Source organism: Streptomyces sp. NPDC087270 (genome assembly GCF_044744625.1).
GTDB lineage: Bacteria > Actinomycetota > Actinomycetes > Streptomycetales > Streptomycetaceae > Actinacidiphila.
Map to the genome: position 1 here is coordinate 155,123 of NZ_JBIUYR010000014.1, position 23,815 is coordinate 178,937.

At 73.0% G+C, this 23,815-nt stretch carries 14 protein-coding genes and 1 pseudogene; 7 read left to right on the forward strand and 8 right to left on the reverse strand.

The window, feature by feature from the left end:
* Positions 1 to 268: 268 nt before the first annotated feature.
* Positions 269 to 1,309, reverse strand: a complete 1,041-nt coding sequence (locus ACIPAE_RS26665; RefSeq protein ID WP_329362469.1) for a lactonase family protein — start codon at positions 1,307 to 1,309, stop codon at positions 269 to 271.
* Positions 1,310 to 1,463: 154 nt separating this feature from the next.
* Positions 1,464 to 3,263, reverse strand: coding sequence for a hypothetical protein (locus ACIPAE_RS26670; RefSeq protein ID WP_402448437.1), 1,800 nt, complete (start codon positions 3,261 to 3,263; stop codon positions 1,464 to 1,466).
* Positions 3,264 to 3,513: 250 nt separating this feature from the next.
* On the opposite strand from ACIPAE_RS26670, the pseudogene ACIPAE_RS26675 reads away from it, so the two are divergent.
* Positions 3,514 to 3,981: pseudogene (locus ACIPAE_RS26675) on the forward strand (Lrp/AsnC family transcriptional regulator); the annotation flags it as partial.
* A gap of 257 nt (positions 3,982 to 4,238) precedes the next feature.
* Here the strand turns inward: ACIPAE_RS26675 and ACIPAE_RS26680 are convergent.
* Both ACIPAE_RS26680 and ACIPAE_RS26685 read right to left on the reverse strand, forming a co-directional pair.
* On the reverse strand, positions 4,239 to 4,859 hold the full coding sequence (locus ACIPAE_RS26680) for a DJ-1/PfpI family protein (RefSeq protein WP_402448440.1): 621 nt from the start codon (positions 4,857 to 4,859) through the stop codon (positions 4,239 to 4,241).
* Between the two features lie 223 nt (positions 4,860 to 5,082).
* Positions 5,083 to 6,162, reverse strand: coding sequence for a GlxA family transcriptional regulator (locus tag ACIPAE_RS26685; RefSeq protein ID WP_402448443.1), 1,080 nt, complete (start codon positions 6,160 to 6,162; stop codon positions 5,083 to 5,085).
* A gap of 472 nt (positions 6,163 to 6,634) precedes the next feature.
* On the opposite strand from ACIPAE_RS26685, the gene ACIPAE_RS26690 reads away from it, so the two are divergent.
* The 3 genes from ACIPAE_RS26690 to ACIPAE_RS26700 are packed head-to-tail and all read left to right on the forward strand — an operon-like array spanning position 6,635 to position 8,615.
* A complete protein-coding gene (locus tag ACIPAE_RS26690) occupies positions 6,635 to 7,057 on the forward strand; it encodes a hypothetical protein (protein WP_328472195.1) in 423 nt (140 codons plus the stop codon).
* A gap of 26 nt (positions 7,058 to 7,083) precedes the next feature.
* Positions 7,084 to 7,716, forward strand: a complete 633-nt coding sequence (locus tag ACIPAE_RS26695) for a cell wall protein (RefSeq protein ID WP_329362481.1) — start codon at positions 7,084 to 7,086, stop codon at positions 7,714 to 7,716.
* Between the two features lie 11 nt (positions 7,717 to 7,727).
* Positions 7,728 to 8,615, forward strand: a complete 888-nt coding sequence (locus tag ACIPAE_RS26700; protein ID WP_402448447.1) for a MauE/DoxX family redox-associated membrane protein — start codon at positions 7,728 to 7,730, stop codon at positions 8,613 to 8,615.
* Positions 8,616 to 8,741: 126 nt separating this feature from the next.
* Here ACIPAE_RS26700 and ACIPAE_RS26705 read toward each other — a convergent pair whose 3' ends face one another.
* On the reverse strand, positions 8,742 to 13,313 hold the full coding sequence (locus tag ACIPAE_RS26705) for an endo-alpha-N-acetylgalactosaminidase family protein (RefSeq protein ID WP_402448449.1): 4,572 nt from the start codon (positions 13,311 to 13,313) through the stop codon (positions 8,742 to 8,744).
* A gap of 292 nt (positions 13,314 to 13,605) precedes the next feature.
* On the reverse strand, positions 13,606 to 14,637 hold the full coding sequence (locus ACIPAE_RS26710; protein ID WP_329362487.1) for a LacI family DNA-binding transcriptional regulator: 1,032 nt from the start codon (positions 14,635 to 14,637) through the stop codon (positions 13,606 to 13,608).
* A 278-nt stretch (positions 14,638 to 14,915) separates the two neighbouring features.
* Between ACIPAE_RS26710 and ACIPAE_RS26715 the strand changes: the two genes are divergently transcribed.
* Positions 14,916 to 16,820 (forward strand): glycoside hydrolase family 35 protein, encoded by a 1,905-nt coding sequence (locus ACIPAE_RS26715; protein WP_402448451.1) that lies wholly within the window; start codon positions 14,916 to 14,918, stop codon positions 16,818 to 16,820.
* A gap of 147 nt (positions 16,821 to 16,967) precedes the next feature.
* Here ACIPAE_RS26715 and ligD read toward each other — a convergent pair whose 3' ends face one another.
* A complete protein-coding gene (gene ligD, locus ACIPAE_RS26720) occupies positions 16,968 to 17,978 on the reverse strand; it encodes a non-homologous end-joining DNA ligase (protein ID WP_366413451.1) in 1,011 nt (336 codons plus the stop codon).
* Positions 17,979 to 18,108: 130 nt separating this feature from the next.
* Between ligD and ACIPAE_RS26725 the strand changes: the two genes are divergently transcribed.
* Positions 18,109 to 19,185: an ATP-dependent DNA ligase gene (locus ACIPAE_RS26725; protein WP_329362493.1), complete on the forward strand. Its 1,077-nt coding sequence runs from the start codon at positions 18,109 to 18,111 to the stop codon at positions 19,183 to 19,185.
* A gap of 24 nt (positions 19,186 to 19,209) precedes the next feature.
* Here ACIPAE_RS26725 and ACIPAE_RS26730 read toward each other — a convergent pair whose 3' ends face one another.
* Positions 19,210 to 19,911, reverse strand: coding sequence for a TetR/AcrR family transcriptional regulator (locus ACIPAE_RS26730; RefSeq protein WP_329362496.1), 702 nt, complete (start codon positions 19,909 to 19,911; stop codon positions 19,210 to 19,212).
* Between the two features lie 1,130 nt (positions 19,912 to 21,041).
* Here ACIPAE_RS26730 and ACIPAE_RS26735 point away from each other — a divergent pair.
* Positions 21,042 to 23,678, forward strand: coding sequence for an AAA family ATPase (locus tag ACIPAE_RS26735; protein ID WP_329362497.1), 2,637 nt, complete (start codon positions 21,042 to 21,044; stop codon positions 23,676 to 23,678).
* Positions 23,679 to 23,815 lie beyond the last annotated feature (137 nt).

Below are 23,815 nucleotides of genomic sequence, written 5' to 3' on the forward strand. Positions count from 1 at the left end.
CCCCCCCCCCCGGCCGGGGCCCCCCCCCCCCCCCCCCCCCCGGGGGGCCCCCGCCCCCCCCCGCCCGGGGGGGGGGGGGGGCGGGCGGCCCCCCCCCCCCCCCCGCCCCGCGCCCCCCCCCCCCCCCCCCCGCTCCAGGAGGCGCCTGTGCGGGCGCTCGCGCGCCTGCGGACGGCCGCCTTGCGCGGCAGGACCGACCGCCGGTCAGACGAACCACCGGTCAGACCGACCACCGGTCAGGTAGGCCGCCGGTCAGGTAGGCCGTCGGTCAGACGAACAGCACGCAGGACACCGCGGGCAGTGCCAGCGAACCCGTCTGCTTCGGGATGCCGGTGGCCGGGTCGACGTCGAACCAGCTCACGTCGCCGGAGTGCTCGTTGGCGGCGTACAGGCGGGTGCCGGACGGGTCGAGGGTGAGGTGGCGCGGCCAGGCGCCGCCGCAGCTCACGGTGTCGAGGAGTTCGACCTGCTCGCCGGTCTCGTCGATGCCGAGCACCGCGATGCTGTCGTGCCCGCGGTTGGCTGCCCACGCGAACCGGCCGCCGGGCGAGACCACCAGCTCCGAGGGGTAGTTGTCGCCCTTGACGCCGTCGGGCAGCACCCGTGTCTCGGCGAGCGGCCGGAGGCTGCCCTTGTCGGCGTCCCAACGGCAGACGGTGACGACCGAGTCGAGCTCGTTCATCACGTAGGCGTGACCGCCGCCGGGGTGGAAGGTGAGGTGGCGCGGGCCGATGCCGGAGCGCAGGCCGAGTTCCCGCTCGACCTCCAGCTCGCCGGTGGCCGGGTCGAGTTCGCAGACCCGTACCGAGTCCGTGCCGAGGTCCACGCTGAGCAGCCAGCGGCCGCTGGGGTCGGGCAGCACCGCGTGCGCGTGCGGGGCCTCCTGGCGCTGCGGGTTCGGCCCGTCGCCCTCGTGCGCCAGGACGCACCGGACCGCGCCCAGCGCGCCGTCGTCCTCGACGGCCAGCACGCTCACGCTGCCGGGCGCCGCGTAGTTGGCGGTCACCAGGTGGCCGTGGTGCAGCGCCAGGTGCGTCGGCGCGCCGCCGCGGACCGGCACGGGGACGCCGAGCAGCTTGGGGGCGGCCGGGTCGGCCAGCGAGAACGCGGCGGCCGTGCCGTCCGGATCGGTCTCGCCGACCGCGTAGAGCGTGCCCCCGTCGGCGGACGCGGTGAGGAAGGACGGGTTCCGCACCTCGGCGGTGTGGCCGAGCGCGGTCAGCGCGCCCGTGCCCGGGTCGACCTCGGCGGCGGTGAGCCCGTGCCCGCCCGCCGACGTGAACGACCCGATGTATGCATGTGCGGCCACTTGCCGTACCTCTTCCGACTGACACCTGTACGGCGGCTGAGAGTAGTACCTGCGGCGGTCGGCGTCGCCCCCGGGTCACCCGGTGGGGGCATGTCGGACCCCCGGGGCGACGCCGTCGGGCGCCCCGGGGGTCCGGATTCCGTTCCGCGGACGGTCAGAAACCGCCGTAGGACGACACGGTGTAGGCGCAGTCCGTGTAGTAACTGCCCGAACGCAGCGTCTCGGAGTCCGCGTGCGAGGTGGCGCCCGAATCGCCCGACGGCTTGTGCAGGAAGTAGATGGTGCCGGTCGGCAGGTAGATGGTCTTCTCCGGGTAGTGCTTGCCGCTGGCCTGGCAGGCGCTGCCCTGCGCACTGGCCTCGCTGGAGTAGGCGTGGCAACTCCCGCACGCCTTGAGGGTGAAGCTGCCGGTGACCTTGCCGGTGTAGAGGATCTGCACCGGGTCAGGGCTGTCGTTGCTGACGATCAGCTTGATGCTGCCGCCGGAGGCCATCGTGGGCACGTGCTTGCCGGCCGGGGCCTCCTCCTTGGCGATCTCCGCGGCGATGGCGAACTTGTGGGCCAGCGCGTGGTTCTTGTCGTGCGGGTACTTGCCGGTGAAGTCGTTCATCGTGGTGAGCGCCGTGTCGAAGTCACCGGACTTGTACTGGTGCACGCCGCACGCGTACGTACCCGACTCCACATGGCTGCCCGCACGCGAGGAGTCCTTGGCCAGGGCCGCCGCGGCGCTGCCGTGCGCCTTGCCGGAGAGGGTGGTGGCGAAGGAGCCGAGGCCGGTGACCTTCTGGGTGGCGCCGCAGGGGTCGCTGCCGCCGATCGCCTTGGCCGCCTTGTCGATGGTGGAGCTGACCGCCGGTTCCACCTTCGCGGCCTGCGGCGACTGCGGGAAGGTGGTGAGCAGTTCGCCCAGGTCGTTCTCGTCGCCGCCGGAGGAGGTGGACTGGTCGGTGCTCTGCAGGTCGACGACCCCGCACTCGTACAGCGACGTCGCCAGCTTGTCGTCGGGCCAGGTGGCCAGTGAGCCGACGCCGTCCTTGCCGAACGAGTCGGGCACGGTGCGCAGGTACTTCAGCGGGGGTATGGCGTCGCAGTACTGCTGCTGGTCGAACGGCGCGGCGACCGTCGAGTAGAACGTCTGCAACCGGGCGGGCACCAACTTGGCGGCCTTGGAGCCGGAGTGGTGCTTCTTGAGGTCGCTGTAGGAGGCGAGGGCCGACTTGTAGGCGGGCTGGGCGGACGAGAAGTCCTTGCCCTTGGCGGCGGTCACCTTGCTGTCGGCCGCGGCGAGGCGGTCCAGCAGCATCTTCTGCGTCGCGTTGTCCCGCGCGTTGTCGTAGAGGACCACGCCGCCGGCCGGCACGGCGAGCAGCACCAGGCCGACCACGACCGCGACCGGTGCGAGCGGCGGCCACGACAGGCGGGTGCGCAGGCCGCGCCACGCGCCGTGTGCGGCGGCCAGCACCAGGAAGGCCAGATAGCCGGCGAGGACGCCGCCGGAGACGCCGTCCGGCTTGGCGGGCAGCGCGACGACCACCAGCGCGGCGGTGGCGATCAGGCAGATCGCCAGGCCCAGCCAGCGGCGCATGAAGGCGTAACCGAGGCCGAGGCCACTGAGGTTGAGCAGCCCCACGGCGACGGCCCGCAGCGCGTCGGCGGGCGGTTTGGGCGCGGCGGGGGGCGCGGGCGGCGGGGGCGGCGGATATCCGCCGGGGCCGCTGCCGGGCGGGCCGAAGCCGCCCGCCGGGGCGCCGTAGCCACCGTAGCCGCCGGCGGTGGGCGGAGCCGGCGGGACGGGCGGGACGGGTGGCGGTGCGCCGTAGCCGCCGGGGCTGCCGTAGCCGCTTCCCGGCGGGTTGCCGGGACCGCCCGGACCACCGGGTCCTCCCGCGCCGCCGGGTGGCGGCGCACCGTAACCACCGCCGCCACCAGCCCCGTTCTGCCCATCCCAAGACACCGCGAACTCCCCCACCCTCGGTCACCGTCGACATCGCCGGGCGCGCGTGATCGCGCCCGGGTGTGGCCGGAGCCTATGCGCACGGCCCGGTTCGTGCCCGTGAATATGAAGATTCCGCCGATGGTCCGCCGGTTCCCTTCCGGCGCGACTTTTCCGTCGGCCATGGCGGTGGCTCGAAATGATCGTCGGCCGACGACCCGTCGGTACGGTGAATATGCCAAGAACACAGCCGTGAGGGGACCACCGGCCCATGCCCGTCGACGCCCTGGACGCCCGTATCCTGCGGCTGCTCCTCCAGCAGCCGCGTACCAGCGTCCGCGAGTACGCCCGTATCCTCGGCGTCGCCCGCGGCACCCTCCAGGCGCGGCTGGACCGCATGGAGCGCGACGGCGTGATCACCACCGCCGGCCCGCGGGTCTCGCCCGCGGCGCTCGGCCACCCGGTGCTGGCGTTCGTCCGGATCGAGGTCGCACAGGGCCATCTCGACGAGATCGGCACCGAGTTGGCGGTGGTGCCCGAGATCATCGAGGCGTTCTCGATCACCGGCGGCGGCGACCTGCTGGCCCGGGTCGTGGCCCGCGACAACGCGCACCTGGAGGACATCATCCAGCGGCTGATACGGCTGCCGGGGGTGGTCAGGACCCGCACCGAGATCGCGTTGCGGGAGCGCGTGGCCGAGCGGGTGCTGCCGCTGGTGGAGACGGTGGAGCGGGCGGCCGAGCGGCTGCGGGCCGCCGAACCGCGGCTGCCGGAGGGGCAGGAGGCGGACGGGGCGGGGTCCGACGCTGATCGGGAGCCGGACCCGGGTACGGACGAGGGTCCGGGTACGGACGAGGGTCCGGCCACGGACGAGGACGCGGGCGCGCCGGCGTCCGCTCCGGCCGCGCGCTCCGCCTCCCCCGCGCCCGGTGCCCCGCCGGCGCCGCGCCCGCAGGGCGGGTGGCACGGCGGGGCGGCGTCCCACGCGCCCGCGGCTCAGCGCGCCGCGAGGTAGTCCTTCGCCTCCTGGGACGCCTTGGACAGCGCGCCGGAGTCGAACGGCGGCTGCGGGTCGTACTCGATGGCGAGCTGGAACGCCTCGGCGGCGACCCGGCCCGCGGCGAGTTCGGCGAGCCGCAGCGCCATGTCGATCCCGGAGGAGACGCCCGCCGAGGTGATGATCCCCCCGGGCTGCTCCACCACCCGCTGCTCGGTGTAGGTGACGCCGAAGGACGCCAGCTTCCCGGCCGCGCTCCAGTGCGTGGTGGCCGTCAGCCCGTCCAGCAGCCCGGCGGCGCCCAGCAGCAGCGAGCCGGTGCACACCGACGTGGTCCACCGGGTGGTGGCGTGGATGCGGCGAATCCACTCCAGCAGCGCCTCGTTGCCGAGGTTGCGGGACGCGCCGGGGCCGCCGGGCACGAGCAGCACGTCGGCCGACGCCGTCGCGTCGAGCGTGGCGGAGGGGATCACGGTCAGCCAGCCGGCGTCGTCGGTGACCGGGGCGGTGGACTGCGCGGCGAAGACCACCTCCGCGCCGGGCAGCATCCGCAGCAACTCGTAGGGGCCGATGGCGTCGAGCGAGGTGAAGCCGTCGAAGACCGGAACGACGATTCGCACGGGCGGAACCTTTCGGGAGTGATCGTTTTCGGGCGTGTCCGACGCCGCTCCGGACCCTTGGGGGCCGGTACGTGTCGCCGTACGGGCGTGTCGGTTTGTCGACCTGACATGTGGTCGGTTCGTCGACTCGTGGGCAGGAAGGGGCAGTTGGGGGTCAGGGGCCCGGTGGTACGCCGAGCCCGGGCGAGTGGCCGGAAGGCGCCCAGGGCACCGATCCGGCCGGCTACCGGGGCGGTTCGGCGGCCGCGGCCGGGCCCGCGGGTACGGGAACGGGATCGGGCGCCGGCGCCGGCGCGGGTACGGGCACGGAGAAGTGCCGTCGGTACTCCCCCGGAGTGACCCGGACCCGGCGCTTGAAGCTGCGGTGCAGCGTCTCGACCGTGCCGAACCCGCACCTGCGGGCCACGCCGTCGAGCGTGGCGCCGGTGGACTCCAGCAGCCGGCGCGCGGCCTCGATCCGGGCGCCCTCGACGTACGCCCCCGGGGTGCGGCCGGTCTCGGCGCGGAAGACGCGGGTGAAGTTGCGCTCGCTCATCCCGGCGCGGGCGGCGAGCGCGGGCACCGCGAGGTCGTCGCAGAGGTGGTCCGCGATCCAGTCGAGCACATCCCGCAGCGGCGACCTGTCCGGGCGCTGCGCGGCGAGTTGGGTACTGAACTGGGCCTGCCCGCCCGGTCGTTGCACGAACATCACCAGGTGACGGGCGATCGTCCTGGACACCTCCGGGCCGTGGTCCGCCTCGACCATGGCGAGCGCGAGGTCGATGCCCGCGGTGACCCCGGCCGACGTCCACACGTCGCCGTCGCGGACGAAGATCGGGTCGGGGTCGACCGTGACGGCCGGGTAGCGCTCGGCCAGTTCGGCGCAGACCGACCAGTGGGTGACGGCCCGGCGCCCGTCGAGCAGCCCGGCCTCGGCGAGCAGGAAGGCGCCGCTGCACACGGACGCAGTACGCCGGGCGGTGCGCGCGGTGGCCGCGAACCACTCGACGAACTCCCTTTCCTGGCAGGCTCGTTGGACGCCGGGTCCACCGACCGCGACGAGCGTGTCGACCGGGCTGCCGACTCGCGCGGGGGGCAGTGTCGGGGTCACCGCGAGGCCGCCGCTCGACGCGACCGGGCCGGCCTCGGCGGAGACGACCTCGATCACCGTCCGGTCCGCGCCGTCACCCACGTGCGGGTCCGCCGCCCCGGCGCCCGCCGCGGCGGCTATCCGTCCGGCGCTCGCGAACACCTCGTGCGGCCCGGTGAGATCCAGGATCTGGAAGTCCGGGTAGACGGCGAAGACGATACGGCGGCTGGTCACGTCACCATCCTGGGCGCGGCCCGGGAATGGCGGCAAGGACAGGGTTATGACGATTCCGGCCACCGTCGGTGCACCGGGAAACCATCTACGCGCGTCCGCCCTCTGGCGGACGCGCGTAGAAGCGCGCATCATGGCCGTGCTCCACCGCACTACAGCCCCAACGTCCCCACCCGGCACAGCCGGAGGCGCCCGATCCCGGGGCCCACGCGCGCAGCGCCGCGTCGCGTGCGGCTCCACGAGACACCACGGGCACGCCACACCCCGGGCACGTCGCAGACCGTACGTCGCAGACCGCGTTTCGCACGTCGCACCTCGTACGCCGCACGTCGCACCTCGTACGCCGCACCTCGCGCATCGCACCTCGTACGCCGCATCCTGAACTCCTCCCGAACTCCCGCGAACCCCACCTCGCATCCCGAATTGTCATGCACAGGACACCTCGGTATTCCGACATCAGCGAAGGGAACCCGACATGGCTTGCGGATCGACCAGCCTCTGGGCAGGTGAGACCTCCTGGTTCTGCTGCGGCAGCTCCTGGGGCCCCTGCGGCAGCGCCGGCACCGGCGCCTGCGGCACCTGCCAGTCCAGTTCCAACCAGGCCGCCTGGCCCTACGCCAGCCAGGCGTGCTTCAACATCACCCGGCCCGACCTGTGCGGCGAGGGCCTTCCGCAGCGCGGCTGCGGTTCGGTGATGAACGTCAAGCACCAGTGCTCCGGCGCCCAGGTCTGCGTCACGATCTCCGACTGCGGCCCGAGCACCCACAGCTTCTGCGGCGAGGCCACCTGCTGCAACGGCGCCTGCCGCACCAACCGTGTGATCGACCTGACCCCGGCGGCCTTCTCGGCGATCGGGAGTCTCAGCTCCGGCCTGCTGCCGGTCTACATCTACGAGTGACCCGACCCGGCAGGAGGAGCACCGACATGAGCAACCGCCAGGACCCCAGGGCCCGTTCCGGCTTCGACCGCAGGCGCTTCCTGACCACCGCCGCGCTCGGCGGCGCCACCATCGTGGGCGCCTCGGCGCTCGGTGGACTCGACGCGGACGCCGCGTTCGCCGCGCCGTCCCCCTCCCTCGACCCCGCGATCGCGAAGTCGGCGTTCGCCGAGGGCCGGATCACCGCCATCAAGGGCACCGTGCTCGAAGTGGCCGGCTCGTACGGCGACCGGCACCTGATCCAACTCACCAACGCCACCAGCGTCTGGAAGCTGCACACCACCACCGCCGATGCGATCGAGGTCGGCGACGGCCTGTACGCGCGGGGCGTCGACATGCCCGACGGCACCATCGCCGCCGACGCGGTGTGGGTGAACATCGTGAACCTGTTCTGCACGATCCGGGGCATCGCCAAGGACCGCCTGCACCTCACGCACGGCGACGGCAACCACGCCGTGGTGGGCCGGATCGTGCCCCAGACGACCACCGCGTCCTACCTCGGCGGGTCGCTCACACCGGACCTGTCCCGGGTGCGGATCGGGCAGTCGGCGCAGGTGCTCGGCGCCTGGCGGCCCGCGGACGACTCGGTGGACATCGCCCGCGTCACGGTCGGCCATTGAGGAGCGGCGCGATGATCCTCGACCTCGCTCCCCTGGTGTGCGGTGTGCTGCTCGCGGTGAGCGGCGCGGCCAAGCTGCTGGGCCGGCGCACCGCGCAGGTGGCGGCGAACACCGTACTGGTGCGGGTGCTCGGCAACGGCCACCGGGCGGCGTTCGCGCTGCGCGCGGTGGGGGCCGTCGAACTCGTGGTGGCCGCGGGTCTGCTGGCCGCCTTCCCCGGCACGGTCCTGCCCGGCGCGGCCACCGCGCTGCTCGGGGCGGGCTTCACCGGCTACCTCGGCTATGCGAAGGCGACCGCGCCGCAGTCCTCCTGCGGTTGCAGTGCCCGTGACGAGGGCCCGATCGGCGTGCGCTCGTTCCTGCGGGCCGGCGCGGTACTGGTCGGCGGGGTGGCCGCGGCCTTCGCGGGCACCGCCTGGTGGTCGCGGGTGGCCCGGGACCCGGGCTGGTCGGTGCTGGTGGTCGCGGTGGCCGCGGCGGGCCTGCTCGCCCTGTCCACCGACCTGGACCGGGTGTGGATGCCGCTGCGGCGGCTGCGGCTGCGGGTCTTCGGCACTCCGCTGCCGGTCGGCCCGCGCGGCTGGGTGCCCGTCGAGGCGTCGGTGGAACTGCTGGAGCGCTCGCTCGCCTGGCAGGCATCGGCGCCGATCGTCCGTTCCGCGCTCCTGGACTCCTGGGACGACGAGGGCTGGCGGGTGTTGCGGTTCGCCGGCGTGCACCACGACGCGGGCGGCGCGCGGCCGGTGAACGTGCTGTTCGCTCTGGACGACCAGGCGACCAGGGACGCGAACCCGAGCCCCGCGGTGCGGGTGTCGGTGATCGACGACCGCACCCAGGAGGTCGTGCCGGTGGACCTGCTGGAGCTGTCCGGGCTGCACAAGCCGCTGCGGATGGCCTGACCGCGCCCTCGCGGGACCCGCGCCCGGGGTTGCTCGCGCGCCCTGCGTGCCCCGCGGCGGCCGGAACCGCGCCCGGGGTGGCCGCTCTCCGTGAAGAGCGGCCACCCCGGTTTCCGTGCGTCTGCCCTACTGCGGCGGGTAGCCCACCGGCGGGTTGGCGTACGACCCGTAGACCCGCATCTCGGCGGCGGCCGCGAACGGCAGGCCGTTGAGCGCGTTCAGCCCGGTGAAGCGGACGTAGGAGGCCCTGACCGGGGGGAAGTTGATCGCTTGCGTCTGCGGGGAGTCCACGAGGGTGCCGTGGGTGACGGTCTGCCAGGTGGTGCCGTCGTCGGAGACCGCGATCTCGTAGTCACCGATCCGGCCGTTGAGACCGCCGCTCTGGCGGTCGAGGTAGCCGAAGCCGTCGACGTCGGCGGGTCCGGACAGCTTCAGGGTGACCCAGTGCGGGTAGGGCGCCTCCGAGTTGGTGTAGTCGGTGTGCCAGATGGTGCCGGGGTCGCCGTCGAGCACGTTGGCGACCGGGCCTTCGGTGGGGTCGGAGGAGAGGTTCTCGGAGTCGGCGGTGGCGGTCATGGAGCCGGGCGAGAGCAGCGCGCGGGAGGCGACCGTCGCCTTGGCGTCGGTGGCGACGGTCTTGGTGGCTCCGCCGTTGGTGTAGGAGGCGGTGGCCTTCCAGCTCGCCGAGGTGCCCGCCGCACCGGCCGGCGCGGTGATCAGCCAGGTGGTGGTCGCGCTCGCGCCGGGCTTGACGGCCGCGAAGGCGTTGCCGCCCTGCTTCTCCACTTCGGCGGTCCAGCCCGCGGGCAGCCCGTCGAGTGTCATCCGCACGCCGGTGGCGTCGGTGGTCTCGCTGTTGGTGAAGGTGGTGGCGTACTCGCTCGGCACCCCGGGGCTCAACTCCGCGGTGGGCGGCACCGTGACGCTCGCGCAGGCCGGCCCGGTGGCCGAGGGGCCGAGGTCGGTGACGGTGAAGTCGTCCAACACGAAGTCCGTGCCGGAAGCCCCGCCGAGCTTGCGCAGGCCCACCCAGGTGTCACCGCACCCGGCCACGATGTCCTTGCTGTAGGTGGCGGTGTCCAGCGCCGGGTCGAGGGTGTCGCGGGTGACGTCCTTCGACGTGACCTTGCCGCCGCCGACGGTGTCGGCGCCCGTCACCCAGGCCCACTGCCCGGCCACGTTGGTCTGGTACCTGAACGACACCCGGTACTGGTGCCCGGCGGTGAAGGGCACGGTCGCCGGCACGGTGCGGTAGACCAGTCCGGTGTTCTCCTCGTGGGCCTTCAGCGAGTGGTCGCCGCCGATGACGTCGTCCACCGCCTGACCCTTGAGGGTGCCGGAGTTGTAGGGGGCGTAGGTGTTCTTCCAGGTCTTCTGGCTGTAGGGCGCGTGCAGGTCGCTGATGCTGGTGCGCGGGTCGGTGACGCCTCCCGCGTCGCCCTTCACGAAGGGGCCCCAGCCGGGCTGGTTCCCCTCGAAGTCCTCGCTCGCGACGAGGGTGCCGCCGGCCGCCTTGCTGCCGGCCTTGGGCAGCGGGACGGTGCTGTCGGCCATCAGCCGCACGTCGTCCAGGGTGACCGCCGGGTCGCCCGCGGCGGCGCCGATGGCGACGGTGACCCGGCCGCCGGGCGGTGCGGTGAAGGTGACCGAGGCGCGCTGGGCGTACGTCCCCTCCTTGGCGTCGGCCGCCACCTCGTTGGGCGCGGGTGTGGTGTCGAAGGTGTTCGCGGCGGGCTGCTTGCCGCCGCTGACGCCGAGGGTGACGGCGCGCCGCTGCCCCTTGGCGATCTCGACGTCGGCGCTGAGCGTGTAGGTCTTCCCGGCCTTCAGTCCCTTGACCTGCTGGGAGATGCCGGACGCGGCGCCGGTGCCGAGGCGGGCGACGTTGTCGCCGTTGGTGGTGCGCGCGACGGCCGCGCCGCCGGTCGGGTGCCAGGCGGTCAGGTCGCCCGCGTTGAAGCCCGGGTCGGACAGGCCGCTGCCCTGGCCGTAGTCCACGTCCGTGTGCGGGGCCTTGCCGCCGGTCGGCACCAGGACGTACGGCTGGTTCTTGGTGGTGGTCAGGGTGACCTGGCCACCGGACGGGGTGATGTCGGCGGCCTTGACCCGGCCGGTGTCGGTGAGCCGGTAGAGGGTGAAGTGCCGGTCCCGGGCGAACTGCGCGGTGAGCCCGAAGGTGTGGGTGCCGCCCGACGCGCTGAAGGCGTACATCTTGTCGGCGTCGCTCGGCGAGGAGGTGCCGTCGCCGCCCTTGGCCTCGCCCCACGGCAGCAGGTAGCTGTCGCCCTTCAGGACGAGGGCGCCGCCCATGGTGATCTGCCGCACCCCGTCGGTCATCGCGATGTCGACCCCGCCGGTGAGCCGGGCGGACTTCCCGAAGTCCCAGTCCGTCACCTGGTAGTGCTGGAGGAACTTGGTGGGCAGGTTCTCGGTGAAGATGTTGCTGTAGAAGGCGTTCCAGTCGTCCTGGCCGGTCCAGCCCTCGAACTCCTTGATGTCGGAGCCGCCGAGCAGCGGGTCGACGTTCCACACGTCACGGTCGGTGTTGCCGATGAAGCGGACGATGTTGGAGTTGATGCCCTTGTTGGTGGGGCCGCCGTAGTTCTTGTCGCTGGCCCAGTGCGACCAGATCGACTCGCCCTCGAACTTGTACGCCCACTCGCTGGCGACCTCGAAGCCCATCTTGTGCAGCTGGGTGGCGAGTTCGTCGGCGAGCCAGCCGCTGGAGTAGTAGGCGTCGATGTAGACGGTCTTGATGCCGGGCGCTTCCTTGCGCAGCTCCTTGAAGCGGTCGAGGATCGCGCCGCTGCCCAGGTCGGTGCGCTGGTCGATGTGGTACGACTGGTTGAGCCAGTCCCAGCCGTTGACCTGGCCCTGGACCAGGCCGGAGCTGAAGTGCTTCGCCTGCGGGTACGCCTCGGTGACGTTGACGTGCACGGCCAGGTCGGCGTTGTACTTCGCGCCCTGGGCGGCGAGTTGGTTGAGGTCGCTCAACCCGCCGGCCCGCACGTTGTAGTCGCCGCCGTAGTCCGGGTGCCCGGAGTCGTGGCCCTCGTTGGCGTAGCCCTTCTCCAGCACCCACTGGCCGAGGTCGTCGGTGGCCAGCGAGATCCGCTTGACGTTGTCGAGCGTCTTCAGGAACGGGTTGGTCGCCTCGCTGGCGAAGTTGAACGGGATGTGCTGCACCACGCGTTCCGGGACCCGGTCCGCGCCCAGCGGGCGCGTCATCGCGTTCCGGTAGGCGATCGCGCCGTCCTCCCAGGTCACCTGGCCGTCGCCGTTGGCGTCCCCGGCCAGCACCACCGTGGTCTTCGGCAGCGTGTACGTCGCCACCCGCGGGTCGGTCGCGCCCTTGGCCGCGTAGGTGTAGTTGCCGACCGACAGCTCCGCGCGCCGGGCGCCGCCGCCCGCGTCCACGATCCGCGACTGGAGCCGGGTGTTGCCGTTGTCGTTGTTGTCCTGCGCGGCGTCGTCGGTGGCGTCGGTGAGCAGCCCCGCGGACAGCCGGGAGTCGGCGACGAAGCCGTAGGGGGTGCCGACCGACGCGGCGTCCGGCGTGGTGGCACCGGTGACCGCGATGAACTGGTCGGCGGTCGTGGTGGAGTCGGTGGAGATCCTGGTACGGGCCAGGTTCGCGTGCGGGTCGGAGGTGTCGACCGACACCAGCGACTGGTCGGGGATCGACAGCTCGTCCACGGTGCGGGCCGCACTGCCGGCGATCTTCTTCACCTCGAACACCACGGTCTTCTTCGCGGTCACGGTGATCGCCGAGGTGATGGTGACGTTCGGCAGGTCGGCGAAGGTGGATGTGTACGTCGCGGTGTCGCCCGTGACGCGCATCGCGGTGGTCGCGGTGTGCGCCTTGCCGTTGATGTCGAAGGTGTCCAGCACCGACGGCTGCCCGCCGAGCGTGCCGCCGTCCATCGCGTACGACACGACCTGCGGGAACTCCTTGGCCACCTGGACCTTCAGCCCGCCGCGGGACAGGGTCACCGGGGTGGCGGGGTGCGCCGGGGGCGGCGGCGTCACCGGCGCGGGCGTGGTGTCGCCGGTCGCGCGCACCCGCAGCTCGGAGACGGACGCGTTGTCGCTGCCGTTGATCGCGCTGTCCGCCTCGAACCTGACGTAACGGCCCTTGACCGGCTTGTCGAACGCGACCGTCTGCACCTCGGTGTCGGCGGTGGGCTGGTGGAACGACCCCGTGGCGGCGGGTGCGCCCCAGTCGCCCTTCGGGTCCTTCGCGACGGCCGGGTCGTCGGTGACGTAGACCTTGAAGTCCTTGACCGGGCCGTTGTCCTGCTTCTTCACGGAGTAGTCGAGGCCGGTGAGGGTGAACGACCCGCCCACGTCGACGGTGAGCCAGTGCGGCATCGGCGTCTTGGCGACGCCGGCCCCGTTCACGACGTCGTACGCGACGGTCCACTGCGTGCCGGTGTCGTCGTCGAACGCCGCGAGCGCGGTGCCGTCCAGCGCCGGCGGCGCCGGATACGCCGGCGACTGCGAGTCGGCGCCGACCAGGCTGTACTGGCCCGGGTCGATGGGTGTGCCGGGGTCCGCGGCCGCCTGCGCGGCCGGCGCCGCCGCCAGCGCGGGGGTCACTCCGACCGACAGCAACGTCAGCGAGGCGAGGAACGCGACCGCGGTCGCAAGCCGCCGGCTACGTCTGCGACGCGGTGAACGGGGTGGGCTCGAGGTCATGCTCAAGGTCATGCCAACTACCGCCTAGGGCTGGGAGAGCGCCGAAAGTGGTGCCGACTGTAGCCGCGATGGCATCGATAACACCAGAGTCTGTGAACCAAGCGAGCAAGCCTGATATCGCCGCACACCCGATGAGCATCCGGTCCAGCCGGATAGCGGGCGCGTGGGGCCGCTCCCCCTGGCTCCGCCGGGGGCGCCCCCACCCGGGCGAAGCCCTGGGGGGGACAACGGCGCGGCCAGCCCACCACCGGCGGGTGGTCCCTCGACCGACAGCACCCACCACCCCGGAGGGTCAGGGCACCCTGACGGGAGCAGTGCTCGCGCGGACCACCAACGTGGGCTCCACGGAAGCGGGTTCGGGGGCGGCGCCCGGCTCGGCGATCGCCCGGACCAGGTGCGCCACCGCGAGCGCCCCCATCTCCGCGAACGGCTGCGCGACCGTGGTCAGCGAGGGCGAGCAGTACTCGGCGAGCGCGATGTCGTCGACCCCGACCACGGAGATGTCGTCCGGCACCCTGCGCCCGAGTTCGTGCAGCGCCCTGATCACGCCGAACGCCATCTCGTCGCTCGCTACGAACACCGCGGTGACGTCGGGGATGCGGCCCAGGATCAGGCCGTTGCGGTAGCCGGACGCGGGCGACCAGTCCCCCGCCAGCTCCGGCGGGACGGTACGCCCGGCGGCCTCCAGCTCGGCCCGCCAGCCGGCCGCGCGGCTCGCCGCGTCCAGCCACTGCCCGGGCCCGGACACGTGCCACACCGTCTCGTGGCCCAGGTCGAGCAGGTGCCGCGTCGCCAGCCGCGCGGCGAGCGACTGGTCGACGGCGACCACCTCGGTCGCCGAGGTGCGCGAGCCGTCGATGGTGATGGTGGGCACCGCACCGGTCAACTGCTCGATCTGCCGCGAGACATGGATCAGCGGCACCGCGAGGATCACGCCCTCCACGTGCTGGTCGGCCAGCCGCTGCAGCGCCCCCTCGATCGCGGAGGTGTCCAGCGACGCGGTGGTGGCGGTGCTCACCGCGTACCCGGCGGCCTGCGCGGCGTGCTCGATCCCCGAGGTGAGCGCGGTGCGCGAGTAGAAGCTGGTCTGGAGGGTGACCACGCCGATGGTGCGGCTGCGGCCCGAGGAGAGCATGCGGGCGGCGTTGTTCCGCCGGTAGCCGAGCTGCTCCACCGCGGCGAGCACCTTCGCGCGGGTCTTCTCCTGCACGTTCGGGTGCCCGGCCAGCGCCCGGGAGACCGTCTGCGCGGACACTCCCGCGACCCGCGCGACGTCCGTCATCCCCGGCGGCCGTACGCTCTCGCGCCCGCTCTGCTTCTCCATGGGCCCCTTCCGCTCCTCCCTCGATGATAACGGTCCCATCCGCCCCCCTCCCGTGCGGCCGAGCGCCCCTCGGGGGTGGCCGCCGCCCGTGAAGGACACCCCGGCCCCGGAGAGGGGCCACCCAGGGGCCGCCGGACACCCGGCACCGGCCGGGCTTGGCATCGATATCATCCTGTGCAACAGTTCCCCCGAGGTTGCTCCACCCGTGAGCACGTCACTAGGGAGCGAGCATGGCGAAGTCGGCGGTGGACCGGACGGTATCGGTATCATTCCGCGGGATGGCGGTGGGCGTGGACGCCGATCAGCGGGACACTGCCGATCAGCGGGACGCGACGGCCGCCGTGGTCCCGGTCGGGAGCCCGGCGCAGCCACCCGCCCCGATCCTGTCCTACCCGCGGGGCGAACTCCTGCGGGACGGCGAGCCGCACCGGATACTCGCCGGGTCGCTGCACTACTTCCGGGTGCACCCGGCGCAATGGGCGGACCGGCTGGCCCGGTTGGCCGCGCTGGGCCTCAACACCGTGGACACGTACGTTCCGTGGAACTTCCACCAGCCGCGCCGCTCGGCGCCCCGCTTCGACGGCCCGCGCGACCTCGCACGGTTCCTCGACCTCGCGCAGGACGCCGGCCTGGACGTGATCGTCCGCCCGGGCCCGTACATCTGCGCGGAGTGGGACAACGGCGGGCTGCCCTCGTGGCTGACCGGCATGCCAGGGCTGCGGCCACGCACCTCGCAGCGGCTGTTCCTGGACGAGGTGGCACGCTGGTTCGACGTCGTGGTACCGAAGATCGCGGCGGCGCAGGCGGCGTACGACGGGCCGGTGGTCGCCGTGCAGGTGGAGAACGAGTACGGCAGCTACGGCGACGACACCGACTATCTGGAGTGGCTGCGGGACGCGCTGGTGGATCGCGGGATCAGCGAGCTGCTGTGCACCGCGGACGGCCCGACCGAGCTGATGCAGGACGGCGGTTCGCTGCCGGGGGTGCTGACCACCGCGACGTTCGGCTCGCGGGCCGGGCAGGCGGCGCGGCTGCTGCGCGAGCGCCGGGCCGACGAGCCGTTCGTCTGCGCCGAGTTCTGGAACGGCTGGTTCGACCACTGGGGCGACCCGCACCACGTTCGATCGGCCGGCAGCGCGGCGGGCACGCTCGGCGAGATCCTGGACGAGGGCGGCTCGGTGAGCCTCTACATGGCGCACGGCGGCACCAACTTCGGCCTGTGGGCGGGCGCCAACCATGACGGCACCCGCTTCCAGCCGACCGTCACCAGCTATGACTCCGACGCGCCGATCGCCGAACACGGCGCGGTCGGGGCGAAGTTCGTCGCGCTGCGGGAGCGGCTGCGGGCGGTGGCCGCCGGGACGCAGGACGGCGCCGCGGCGTCCGGGGTACGGGATCGCCCGCTGCCGCCGCCGGCCGAACTGCTCGCCCCGCGCGACCTGCCGGTGCGGCAGGGCGCGGGTCTGCTCGGCGGGCTCACCGCGATGTCCGCGGCGGTGCGCTCGCCGTACCCGATGAGCTTCGAGGAGCTGGGGCAGCCCTCCGGCCTGGTGCTGTACCGGGCGTGGCCCCGACTGCCGCACGGCAGCTGCGAGTTGACGGTGACCGGACTGCACGACCGGGCGCAGGTCTTCGCCGACGGGGTGCCGTTGGGCGTGCTCGACCAGGAGACCGGCTCGCTGGCCGTCGAGGGCGCCGGGCAGCGGGTCCGGCTCGAACTGCTGGTGGAGAACCAGGGCCGGATCAACTACGGCCCGCTGCTGGGCCAGGGCAAGGGCATCCTCGGCGGGGTCCGCGTCGAGCGGCGGCTGGTGCACGGCTGGGAGATGCGTGAACTCCCGCTGGACGAATGGTCGCCGGACGACGTGCGGATCGCGCCGGACGCGGCCGCGCCCTCGGGCGGCGCGGGCTTCGCCGTCGCGTCGTTCAGCGTGCCGCGGCCCGCCGACACCTTCCTCGCCTTCCCCGGCTTCGGCAAGGGCTTCGCCTGGGTCAACGGCACGCTGCTGGGCCGCTATTGGGAAATCGGTCCGCAGCTGACGCTGTACGTGCCCGCGCCGCTGCTGGCCGCGGGCGGCAACACCGTGACGGTGCTCGAACTGGAGCGCTTCGGCGACCGGATCGAGCTGCGTGACCGGCCGGAGCTGGGCCCGCCGCAGGAGTTCGTGGAGACCTTCGACTGAGGCCCGCCCCCATGACGTGACCCGGGTCCCGGTGCCTCCGGGCCCGGGTCACCCCCCACCGCACTCCCCCGGCCGCTACGCGTCGGTGCCTTCCGGCGCCCGCGCTTCCTCCCGTGTCCCCTTCTCCTTGCTCTCCCTGCTTCTCCCTTACTTCTCCTTCTTCGCGCGGCTCGGCTGCACCCGCTTCGGCTCGCCCGCCATCTTCGGGTGGTCCGGCGGATAGGGCAGGTCGCCCAGCCCGTGCTCGGCCTCGTCGCGCGCGGCCAGCTCCAGGGCGGCGTCGAGCCGGAAGGCGTGGTCCTCCATGTCGGCGTGCAGGTCGCCGACCTCGGCGTACCGGCCCGGCATGGTGGCGAGGTCGAAGTCGGCGGGCACCGCGCTGTCCAGCTCGTCCCAGCGCAGCGGTGCGGAGACGGGGGCCTGCGGGCGGGGCCGTACCGAGTAGGCGCTGGCGATGGTGCGGTCGCGGGCGGTCTGGTTGTAGTCGACGAAGATCTTCGCGCCGCGCTCCTCCTTCCACCAGGCGGTGGTGACGTGCGCCGGGTCGCGCCGCTCCAGTTCGCGGGCGATCGCGATGGCCGAGCGGCGGACCTGGACGAAAGTCCACTCGGGGGCGATCGGCACGAAGACGTGCAGGCCCCGGCCGCCGGAGGTCTTGGGCCAGCCGGTCAGGCCCAGCCCGTCGAGCACGTCGCGCAGTTCGTGGGCGGCGCGCACCGCGTCGGCGTAGTCGGTGCCCGGCTGCGGGTCGAGGTCGATACGCAGTTCGTCGGGGTGCTCGGTGTCGTCGCGGCGCACCGGCCAGGGGTGGAAGGTGAGGCAGCCGAGGTTGGCCGCCCAGGCGACGGCGGCGGTCTCGGTGGGGCAGATCTCGTCGGCGTGGCGCCCGCTGGGGAAGGAGATGCGGCCGGTCGGAATCCAATCGGGCAGGTTCTTGGGCGCGCGCTTCTGGAAGAACGACTCGCCGCCGACGCCGTCGGGGTAGCGCTCCAGGGTGGTGGGCCGGTCCCGCAGGACGCGCAGGATGCCGTCCCCGACGCTCAGGTAGTAGCGGACGACGTCGGCCTTGGTGAAGCCGCGCTCCGGGAAGTACACCTTGTTCGGGTTGGACACGCGGACCGTGCGCTCGCCGACCGTGAGCTCCAGCGCCTCTGCCATGCCCCTCACGCTAGGCCGCCTCGCCGCGGATCGCCCGTCGGCGCGGCAGCCGCCTCACGCGCGCGGGCCGGGGCTCCCCCCGCCCGTCACTCGGCGGGCGCCTCTCCGCCGCGCGGCGGAGAATCCCGGCATGGACCTTCCCGTGATGCCGCCGGTGCGGCCGATGCTGGCGAAGTCGGCGGCGGCCGTCCCGCCGGGGATGCTGTACGAGCCGAAGTGGGACGGCTTCCGGGCGATCGTCTTCCGTGACGGCGACGAGGTCGAGCTGGGCAGCCGCTCGGGCAAGCCGCTGACCCGCTACTTCCCCGAACTGGTCGAGGCGCTGCGCGAGCAGGTGCCCGCACGCTGCGTGCTGGACGGGGAGATCGTGATCGCGAGGGACGGCCGGCTGGACTTCGACGCGCTGCTGGAGCGCATCCACCCCGCCGACTCGCGGGTGCGCCATCTGGCGGAGGTCACGCCGGCGAGCTTCGTCGCGTTCGACCTGCTGGCGCTGGGCGACACCTCGCTGGTGGCGGCGCCCCAGCGCGAACGGCGCGAGGCGCTGCTGCTCGCGCTGCGCGACGCGGCGGCCCCCGTGCACGTCACTCCCGCCACCGACGACCTGGCCGTCGCGCGGGAGTGGTTCGCGCAGTTCGAGGGCGCGGGCCTGGACGGCGTGGTCGCCAAGCCGCACGAACTGCCGTACCAGCCGGGGGCGCGGTCCATGGTCAAGGTCAAGCACGAGCGGACCGCGGACTGCGTGGTGGCGGGGCTGCGGCCGCACAAGAGCGGGCCGGTGGTCGGCTCGCTGCTGCTGGGCCTGTACGACGCGGACGGCCGGCTCCAGCACGTCGGGGTCTGCGCGTCCTTCCCGATGGCCCGGCGCGCGGCCCTCATGGAGGAGCTGGCGCCGCTGCGGATGGAGTCGGTCGAGGGCCACCCCTGGCAGGAGTGGGCCAGCGAGGAGGCGCAGTCCGCCGACCGGCTGCCGGGCGGGCCCAGCCGCTGGACGGGCAAGAAGGACCTCTCCTGGGTGCCCTTGCGCCCGGAGCGCGTCCTGGAGGTGGCCTACGACCACATGCAGGGCGACCGTTTCCGGCACACCGCCCAGTTCCGCCGCTGGCGCCCGGACCGGACCCCTGACAGTTGCACGTACGCGCAACTGGAGGAGCCCGTCTCCTACGACCTGGCGCAGGTGCTGGGCGGCGGCGGGCCGGCCGGCTGAGCGCCGGGCCCGGGCCGCGCGGGCTCACGACTGTACGGGCTCCGCGCCGGCCCCGGGTGCCGCGCTGTCCTCGCGGATGCCCTCCTCCTGTTCCTGGGCGGTTTCGGACTTCTCACGGGACGGTTCCGCGCCGGATGCCCCCTGCGTGGACGCGGCCGGGCCGCCGGCGACGATGCGCAGCGCCTCGGCGAGGTCGTGGCCGGTGGGGGCCTGCTCCGGGTCGATGAGCCACAGCGCCAGCACCCCCGTGAGCAGGGCCTGGTGGAACATGCCGACCAGCTGCGCCGACTTCTCGTCCGCGGCGCTGTCAACGCCCTGGAAGAGCTCGGCGATCGCCTCGTGGGCGTCGGGCAGGGCCCCCGCGATCGTCTTGCGGAGCTCCTCGTCGTGCGGGATCTGTGCGAAGACCTCGAAGCTCACCCGCCACAGGCGGCTGTTGTCCGGAAACAGTTCGATCATCCGCGTCCAGGTGGACTCGAAGCGCTCCAGCGGGTCCTCGGACGCGGGGGCCTCGGCCGGAAGCGCGCGCAGCATCTCGCTGCCCCACTCGTTCATCGCCCTGATCAGGGCGGCGCGCAGCAGGACTTCCTTTGTCCCGTAGTGGTAGCCGATGGAAGCAAGATTGGTGCCGGACGCCGCCACAATGTCACGTGCCGTAGTCCGGGCGTAACCCTTTTCATACAGGCAGTGCTTGGCGCCTTTGAGCAGTTCCTCGCGATGTCCCATGGTCCAACTGTAGCTCTGGATCAGACGTATGTATTACACACTGCGCGCAATTCGTAGGAACGCATGTGGCTGCTGGTGAAGAAGCCGCTTTGCCGGACGAAAAGCCGAGGTGAGCGAGGGCGCGGCCCGGGACGCGACCGCACGCCGCGAACCGGTCCGCGCCCCCGCCCACCTGGCGTCGAGCCGATCTCCCGAGCGGCCGGCGCGGCCCGCGGACCCTTCCGCGCACCCCTCGGAGGGCGGCGCGCGGACCCTCGGGGGCGGCCGACGATCGGGCAACCGGGGGGAATTCCGGGCGCCGGAACCGGGTCGGGCGAGGGTCGTCGGGAAAAACCGCCGAGCCCGGCGAACGGAGGCAGCGGATTTTCTCCGCTTGGCGCTCCGCGGTGGGCTCCCGTCCCCCGGCCGGCCGTCGTCCGGCGCCTTTTCCCGTTCCCGTACCGGGCGGACAAGGGGTGTTCGGCCCAGGAACACGCGGTGAGCCGAAGCCCCCTTCTCCCCGCCACCGCATAACATTCCGACCTGATTCCGAAAGCTATTCCCGAGGAATATCGCGGGTATCCGCATTCGCCGGAGGCCCCGGCGTGGACCCCGCTCCCGCACGCGGACGCGGTAGGGGCCGTATACAAGCGAAAGTCATCCAACTGTCAACCAGATTTTTCCGGCCAGGCCATTCCGGCCCGTCGGGGCAACCCGGCAGTGGCCGCCTCGGCCGCCGATCGACGGCTCGCCCGCGCGGGCGCGGCCGCTCGGCCAACGGCGTTCGCAGGGCGTCCGGCCTGGGCCGACGCCCCCACTCAGGGCGTGCCGGCTCCCCCGCTCCGACGGCGAACCGGCCGAATGTGGATCATAGGGGCCCGCGGACCGAAGGAGCCCTGTGAGTCCGCCACGAACTGCCGCGGACTTCAGGACCGGAACGTGCCCCCGCGGCTAGCCGGCGAAGGGACATCTCCCCTGATCCAACCCCCTATGCGCCCGTAGAGAGGGCGCCACCCCTACATGCGAACTTACTGCCGTGCAACTTGCGGTCAGCGCGAAACGACTGCCCGCTCTCTAGACTTACGCCGTTGATCGTACGTTGCATCGAGTCGCCAATTCGGGGGAAGATGATGACTCTCGTGGAACATCGTATGGACATTGAGATCATCGAATCAACACTGGCCGATTTCCTCTCCGGGCAAGCCCGTCTGCTGTTTATCGAGGGCGCCTCAGGCTGCGGAAAGAGCGATTTAATCGACTTCCTCGCAAAGCGAGCGGTGGCCGAGGGCGCCGCCCTCCTGCACGGGGTCGGGTCACCGGGCGAGGCGGACGTCCCGTCGGGAGTACTGCGGCAACTGCTCGCCGACGCGCCGACCCCGCGGCTGGCCCAGGTGCCGCAGGCCACGGACGGCCGGCCGCGCGCCGAGGCCATGCGCGAGTTCTGCGCGGCGATCCAGGAGCTGAGCCAGAACGTGCCGGTCGTCTGCTGCGTGGACGACCTCCAGTACGCGGACGCCGTGTCGTTGCAGTACCTCCAGGCGCTCATCCGGCACGCCCGTACCGGTCCGGTCCTGCTGGTGGCGGCGCGGTCGCTGCACTTCAGCTCCCAGGACCCGACGTTCGACACCGAGTTGCTGCGCCGGCCCGACTTCCGGCGCATCCGGCTGGGCCGGTTGAGCGAGGCGGCCGTCGCGGAGGCGGTCGCCGGCTACCCGCGGATCGCCGCCATCCCCGGGTCCGCCGCGGCGCTGCACGACATCAGCGGCGGCAACCCCCTTCTCCTGCGGGCCCTGCTGGAGGAGACCCGCGCCACCACCCCGCCCGCCACCACCACGGAGGAGTTGGAGCCGGAGCGCGGCGGGCTCTTCTCCCAGGCCGTGCTGACGTGCGTGCTGCGCAGCGGCCCGGCCGCCTTCGACCTGGGCGTCGCCCTCGCGCTGCTCCAGGACCGCGGCTCGCCGGAGCAGGCCGCGCTGCTGCTGGGCATCCCGGTCTCCGCGGTCGAGCAGGCCGACACCGCGCTGCGGGCGGCGGGCATCCTCGACGGCCACCGCTTCCGGCACCCGGGCGCCGCGGCCGCCGTGCTGGACGCGCTGGAGCCGGCCAAGCGGGCCCGCCTGCACCGGCGTTGCGCCCGCCTGGCCTACCAGGCGCAGGAGCCGGCCGCGAAGGTCATCCAGCACCTGCGCGCCTCCGTCCACGCCCACGAGCCGTGGCCGGACACCCTGTGGGCGGTCGACGTGCTGCGGGAGCGAGCCGAGCAGCTGATGGTCACCGACGACCCGCGGCAGGCCGCCGACCTGCTCCACCTGGCCTACGACGCCTGCACCGACGAGGGAACGCGGGCGGAGATCAAGACCCGGCTGTCCTCGATCACCTGGCGGTTCGACCCGGCCGCGGCCGAGAAGCACCTCGCCGAGCCGCTGCGGCTGGCGCGCGCGGGCCAGCTCAGCAAGGGCCGGCTGACCGCTCTGGTCCGCTCGCTCAGCGCGCAGGGGCGCATCGCCGAGACCGACGAGGTCCTGCGGCGGATGAACCCGCCCGGGCCGGACTCCGGTACGGCGCACGATCCCTACCCGAACCTGCCCCACGCGGCCTTCTGGGCGGTGCGGGACCGGGGCATGAGCGATCTGGCGGACTGCGAACGGTTCCTGCAGGACGCCGTCCTGACCGAGACCACGCTGCTGCCGATCGTGCAGGCCCTCCAGACGCTCATCCTGTCCGAGCACCCGGAGCGGGCCACCCCGTGGTGCCAGACCTTCGCCGACGACGCCGCCTGCCGCAACGCCCCCGCGTGGACCGCGGTGTTCGCCACGCTCCACGGCGACGTCCTGCTGCGTCTCGGTGACCTGCGCGGCGCCGAACGGCAAGCTCTACGCGCGTGGGAGGCGCTGCCCGGCCGCAACGGCACCGTCTTCGTGGCGGCGCCGGCCGCCCTGTTGATCAGGGCGCGGACCGCGATGGGCCAACACGCCACGGTGGCCCGGCTGCTGGACCTGCCCATCGCCAACTCCCGTGACGACAGCGTGTACCTGTCCTCCTACCTGTACGCGCGCGGCGTGCACTACGTGGCGACCAACCAGTACGCCTCCGCGCTGCGTGACTTCCTGGAGGTCGGCAGGCTGCTGCGGTCCTGGGGACTGGACCGGCCGGTGGCCCTGCCGTGGCGGACGGAGGCCGCGGACGCGCTGGTACGGCTCGGGGAGCCCGAGCAGGCGGAGCAGTTGGTGGCGGAGCAGCTTTCCCTGCCGGACGCCCGGCATCCGCGGGTACGGGGCATCTCGCTCCGGCTGCGCGCGGCGATCCGGCCGCCGGAGCAGCGGCAGGCGCTGCTGAAGGAGGCCATCGACGAGCTGCGGCTGTCGGGGGACCGGGTGGAACTGGCCCGGGCGCTCGCCGACCTCGGCCAGCACCTCCAGGCGGTCGGGGAGACCAACCGGGCGAGCATGCTCACCCGGCGGGCCTGGAACCTGGCGCACGCGTGCGGCGCGAAGACGCTGCGCGAGGTCATCCTGCCCGGGCTCGCCGCGCAGTTGAACCCCTGCTATCCCACGGTGCCGCGGCAAAGACGGGGGGCCGAGGAGAGCGACGCGAAGCTGAGCGAGTCCGAGCGCCGGGTGGCCGCGCTCGCCGCGCACGGCTACACCAACCGGGAGATCTCCTCGAAGCTGTACATCACGGTCAGCACCGTCGAGCAGCATCTGACCCACGTCTACCGCAAGTTGAGCATCAGCCGCCGCCAGGACCTGCCGGTGGACCTCCCGCTCGGCTCCATGGAGAGCGCCTGAGCGACCGGGCGACGCGCAGGGCGGCCGCCCCACCGGCCGCCCCACCGTTCACCCGTCCCGCCGCCCCACCGTTCGCCCGTCCCGCCTCCCCACCGGCTTTCCGCACCGGCCGCCCCACCGGCCGCACGTCTCGCCGC

Bases quoted from the DNA above. Each gene is read 5' to 3' on its own strand.
- ACIPAE_RS26690 (WP_328472195.1), top strand. From the start codon at position 6,635: ATGGCTTGCGGATCGACCAGCCTCTGGGCAGGTGAGACCTCCTGGTTC.
- ACIPAE_RS26695 (WP_329362481.1), top strand. From the start codon at position 7,084: ATGAGCAACCGCCAGGACCCCAGGGCCCGTTCCGGCTTCGACCGCAGG.
- ACIPAE_RS26700 (WP_402448447.1), top strand. From the start codon at position 7,728: ATGATCCTCGACCTCGCTCCCCTGGTGTGCGGTGTGCTGCTCGCGGTG.
- ACIPAE_RS26705 (WP_402448449.1), bottom strand. From the start codon at position 13,313: ATGACCTCGAGCCCACCCCGTTCACCGCGTCGCAGACGTAGCCGGCGG.
- ACIPAE_RS26710 (WP_329362487.1), bottom strand. From the start codon at position 14,637: ATGGAGAAGCAGAGCGGGCGCGAGAGCGTACGGCCGCCGGGGATGACG.
- ACIPAE_RS26715 (WP_402448451.1), top strand. From the start codon at position 14,916: ATGGCGGTGGGCGTGGACGCCGATCAGCGGGACACTGCCGATCAGCGG.
- ligD (WP_366413451.1), bottom strand. From the start codon at position 17,978: ATGGCAGAGGCGCTGGAGCTCACGGTCGGCGAGCGCACGGTCCGCGTG.
- ACIPAE_RS26725 (WP_329362493.1), top strand. From the start codon at position 18,109: ATGGACCTTCCCGTGATGCCGCCGGTGCGGCCGATGCTGGCGAAGTCG.
- ACIPAE_RS26730 (WP_329362496.1), bottom strand. From the start codon at position 19,911: ATGGGACATCGCGAGGAACTGCTCAAAGGCGCCAAGCACTGCCTGTAT.
- ACIPAE_RS26735 (WP_329362497.1), top strand. From the start codon at position 21,042: ATGGACATTGAGATCATCGAATCAACACTGGCCGATTTCCTCTCCGGG.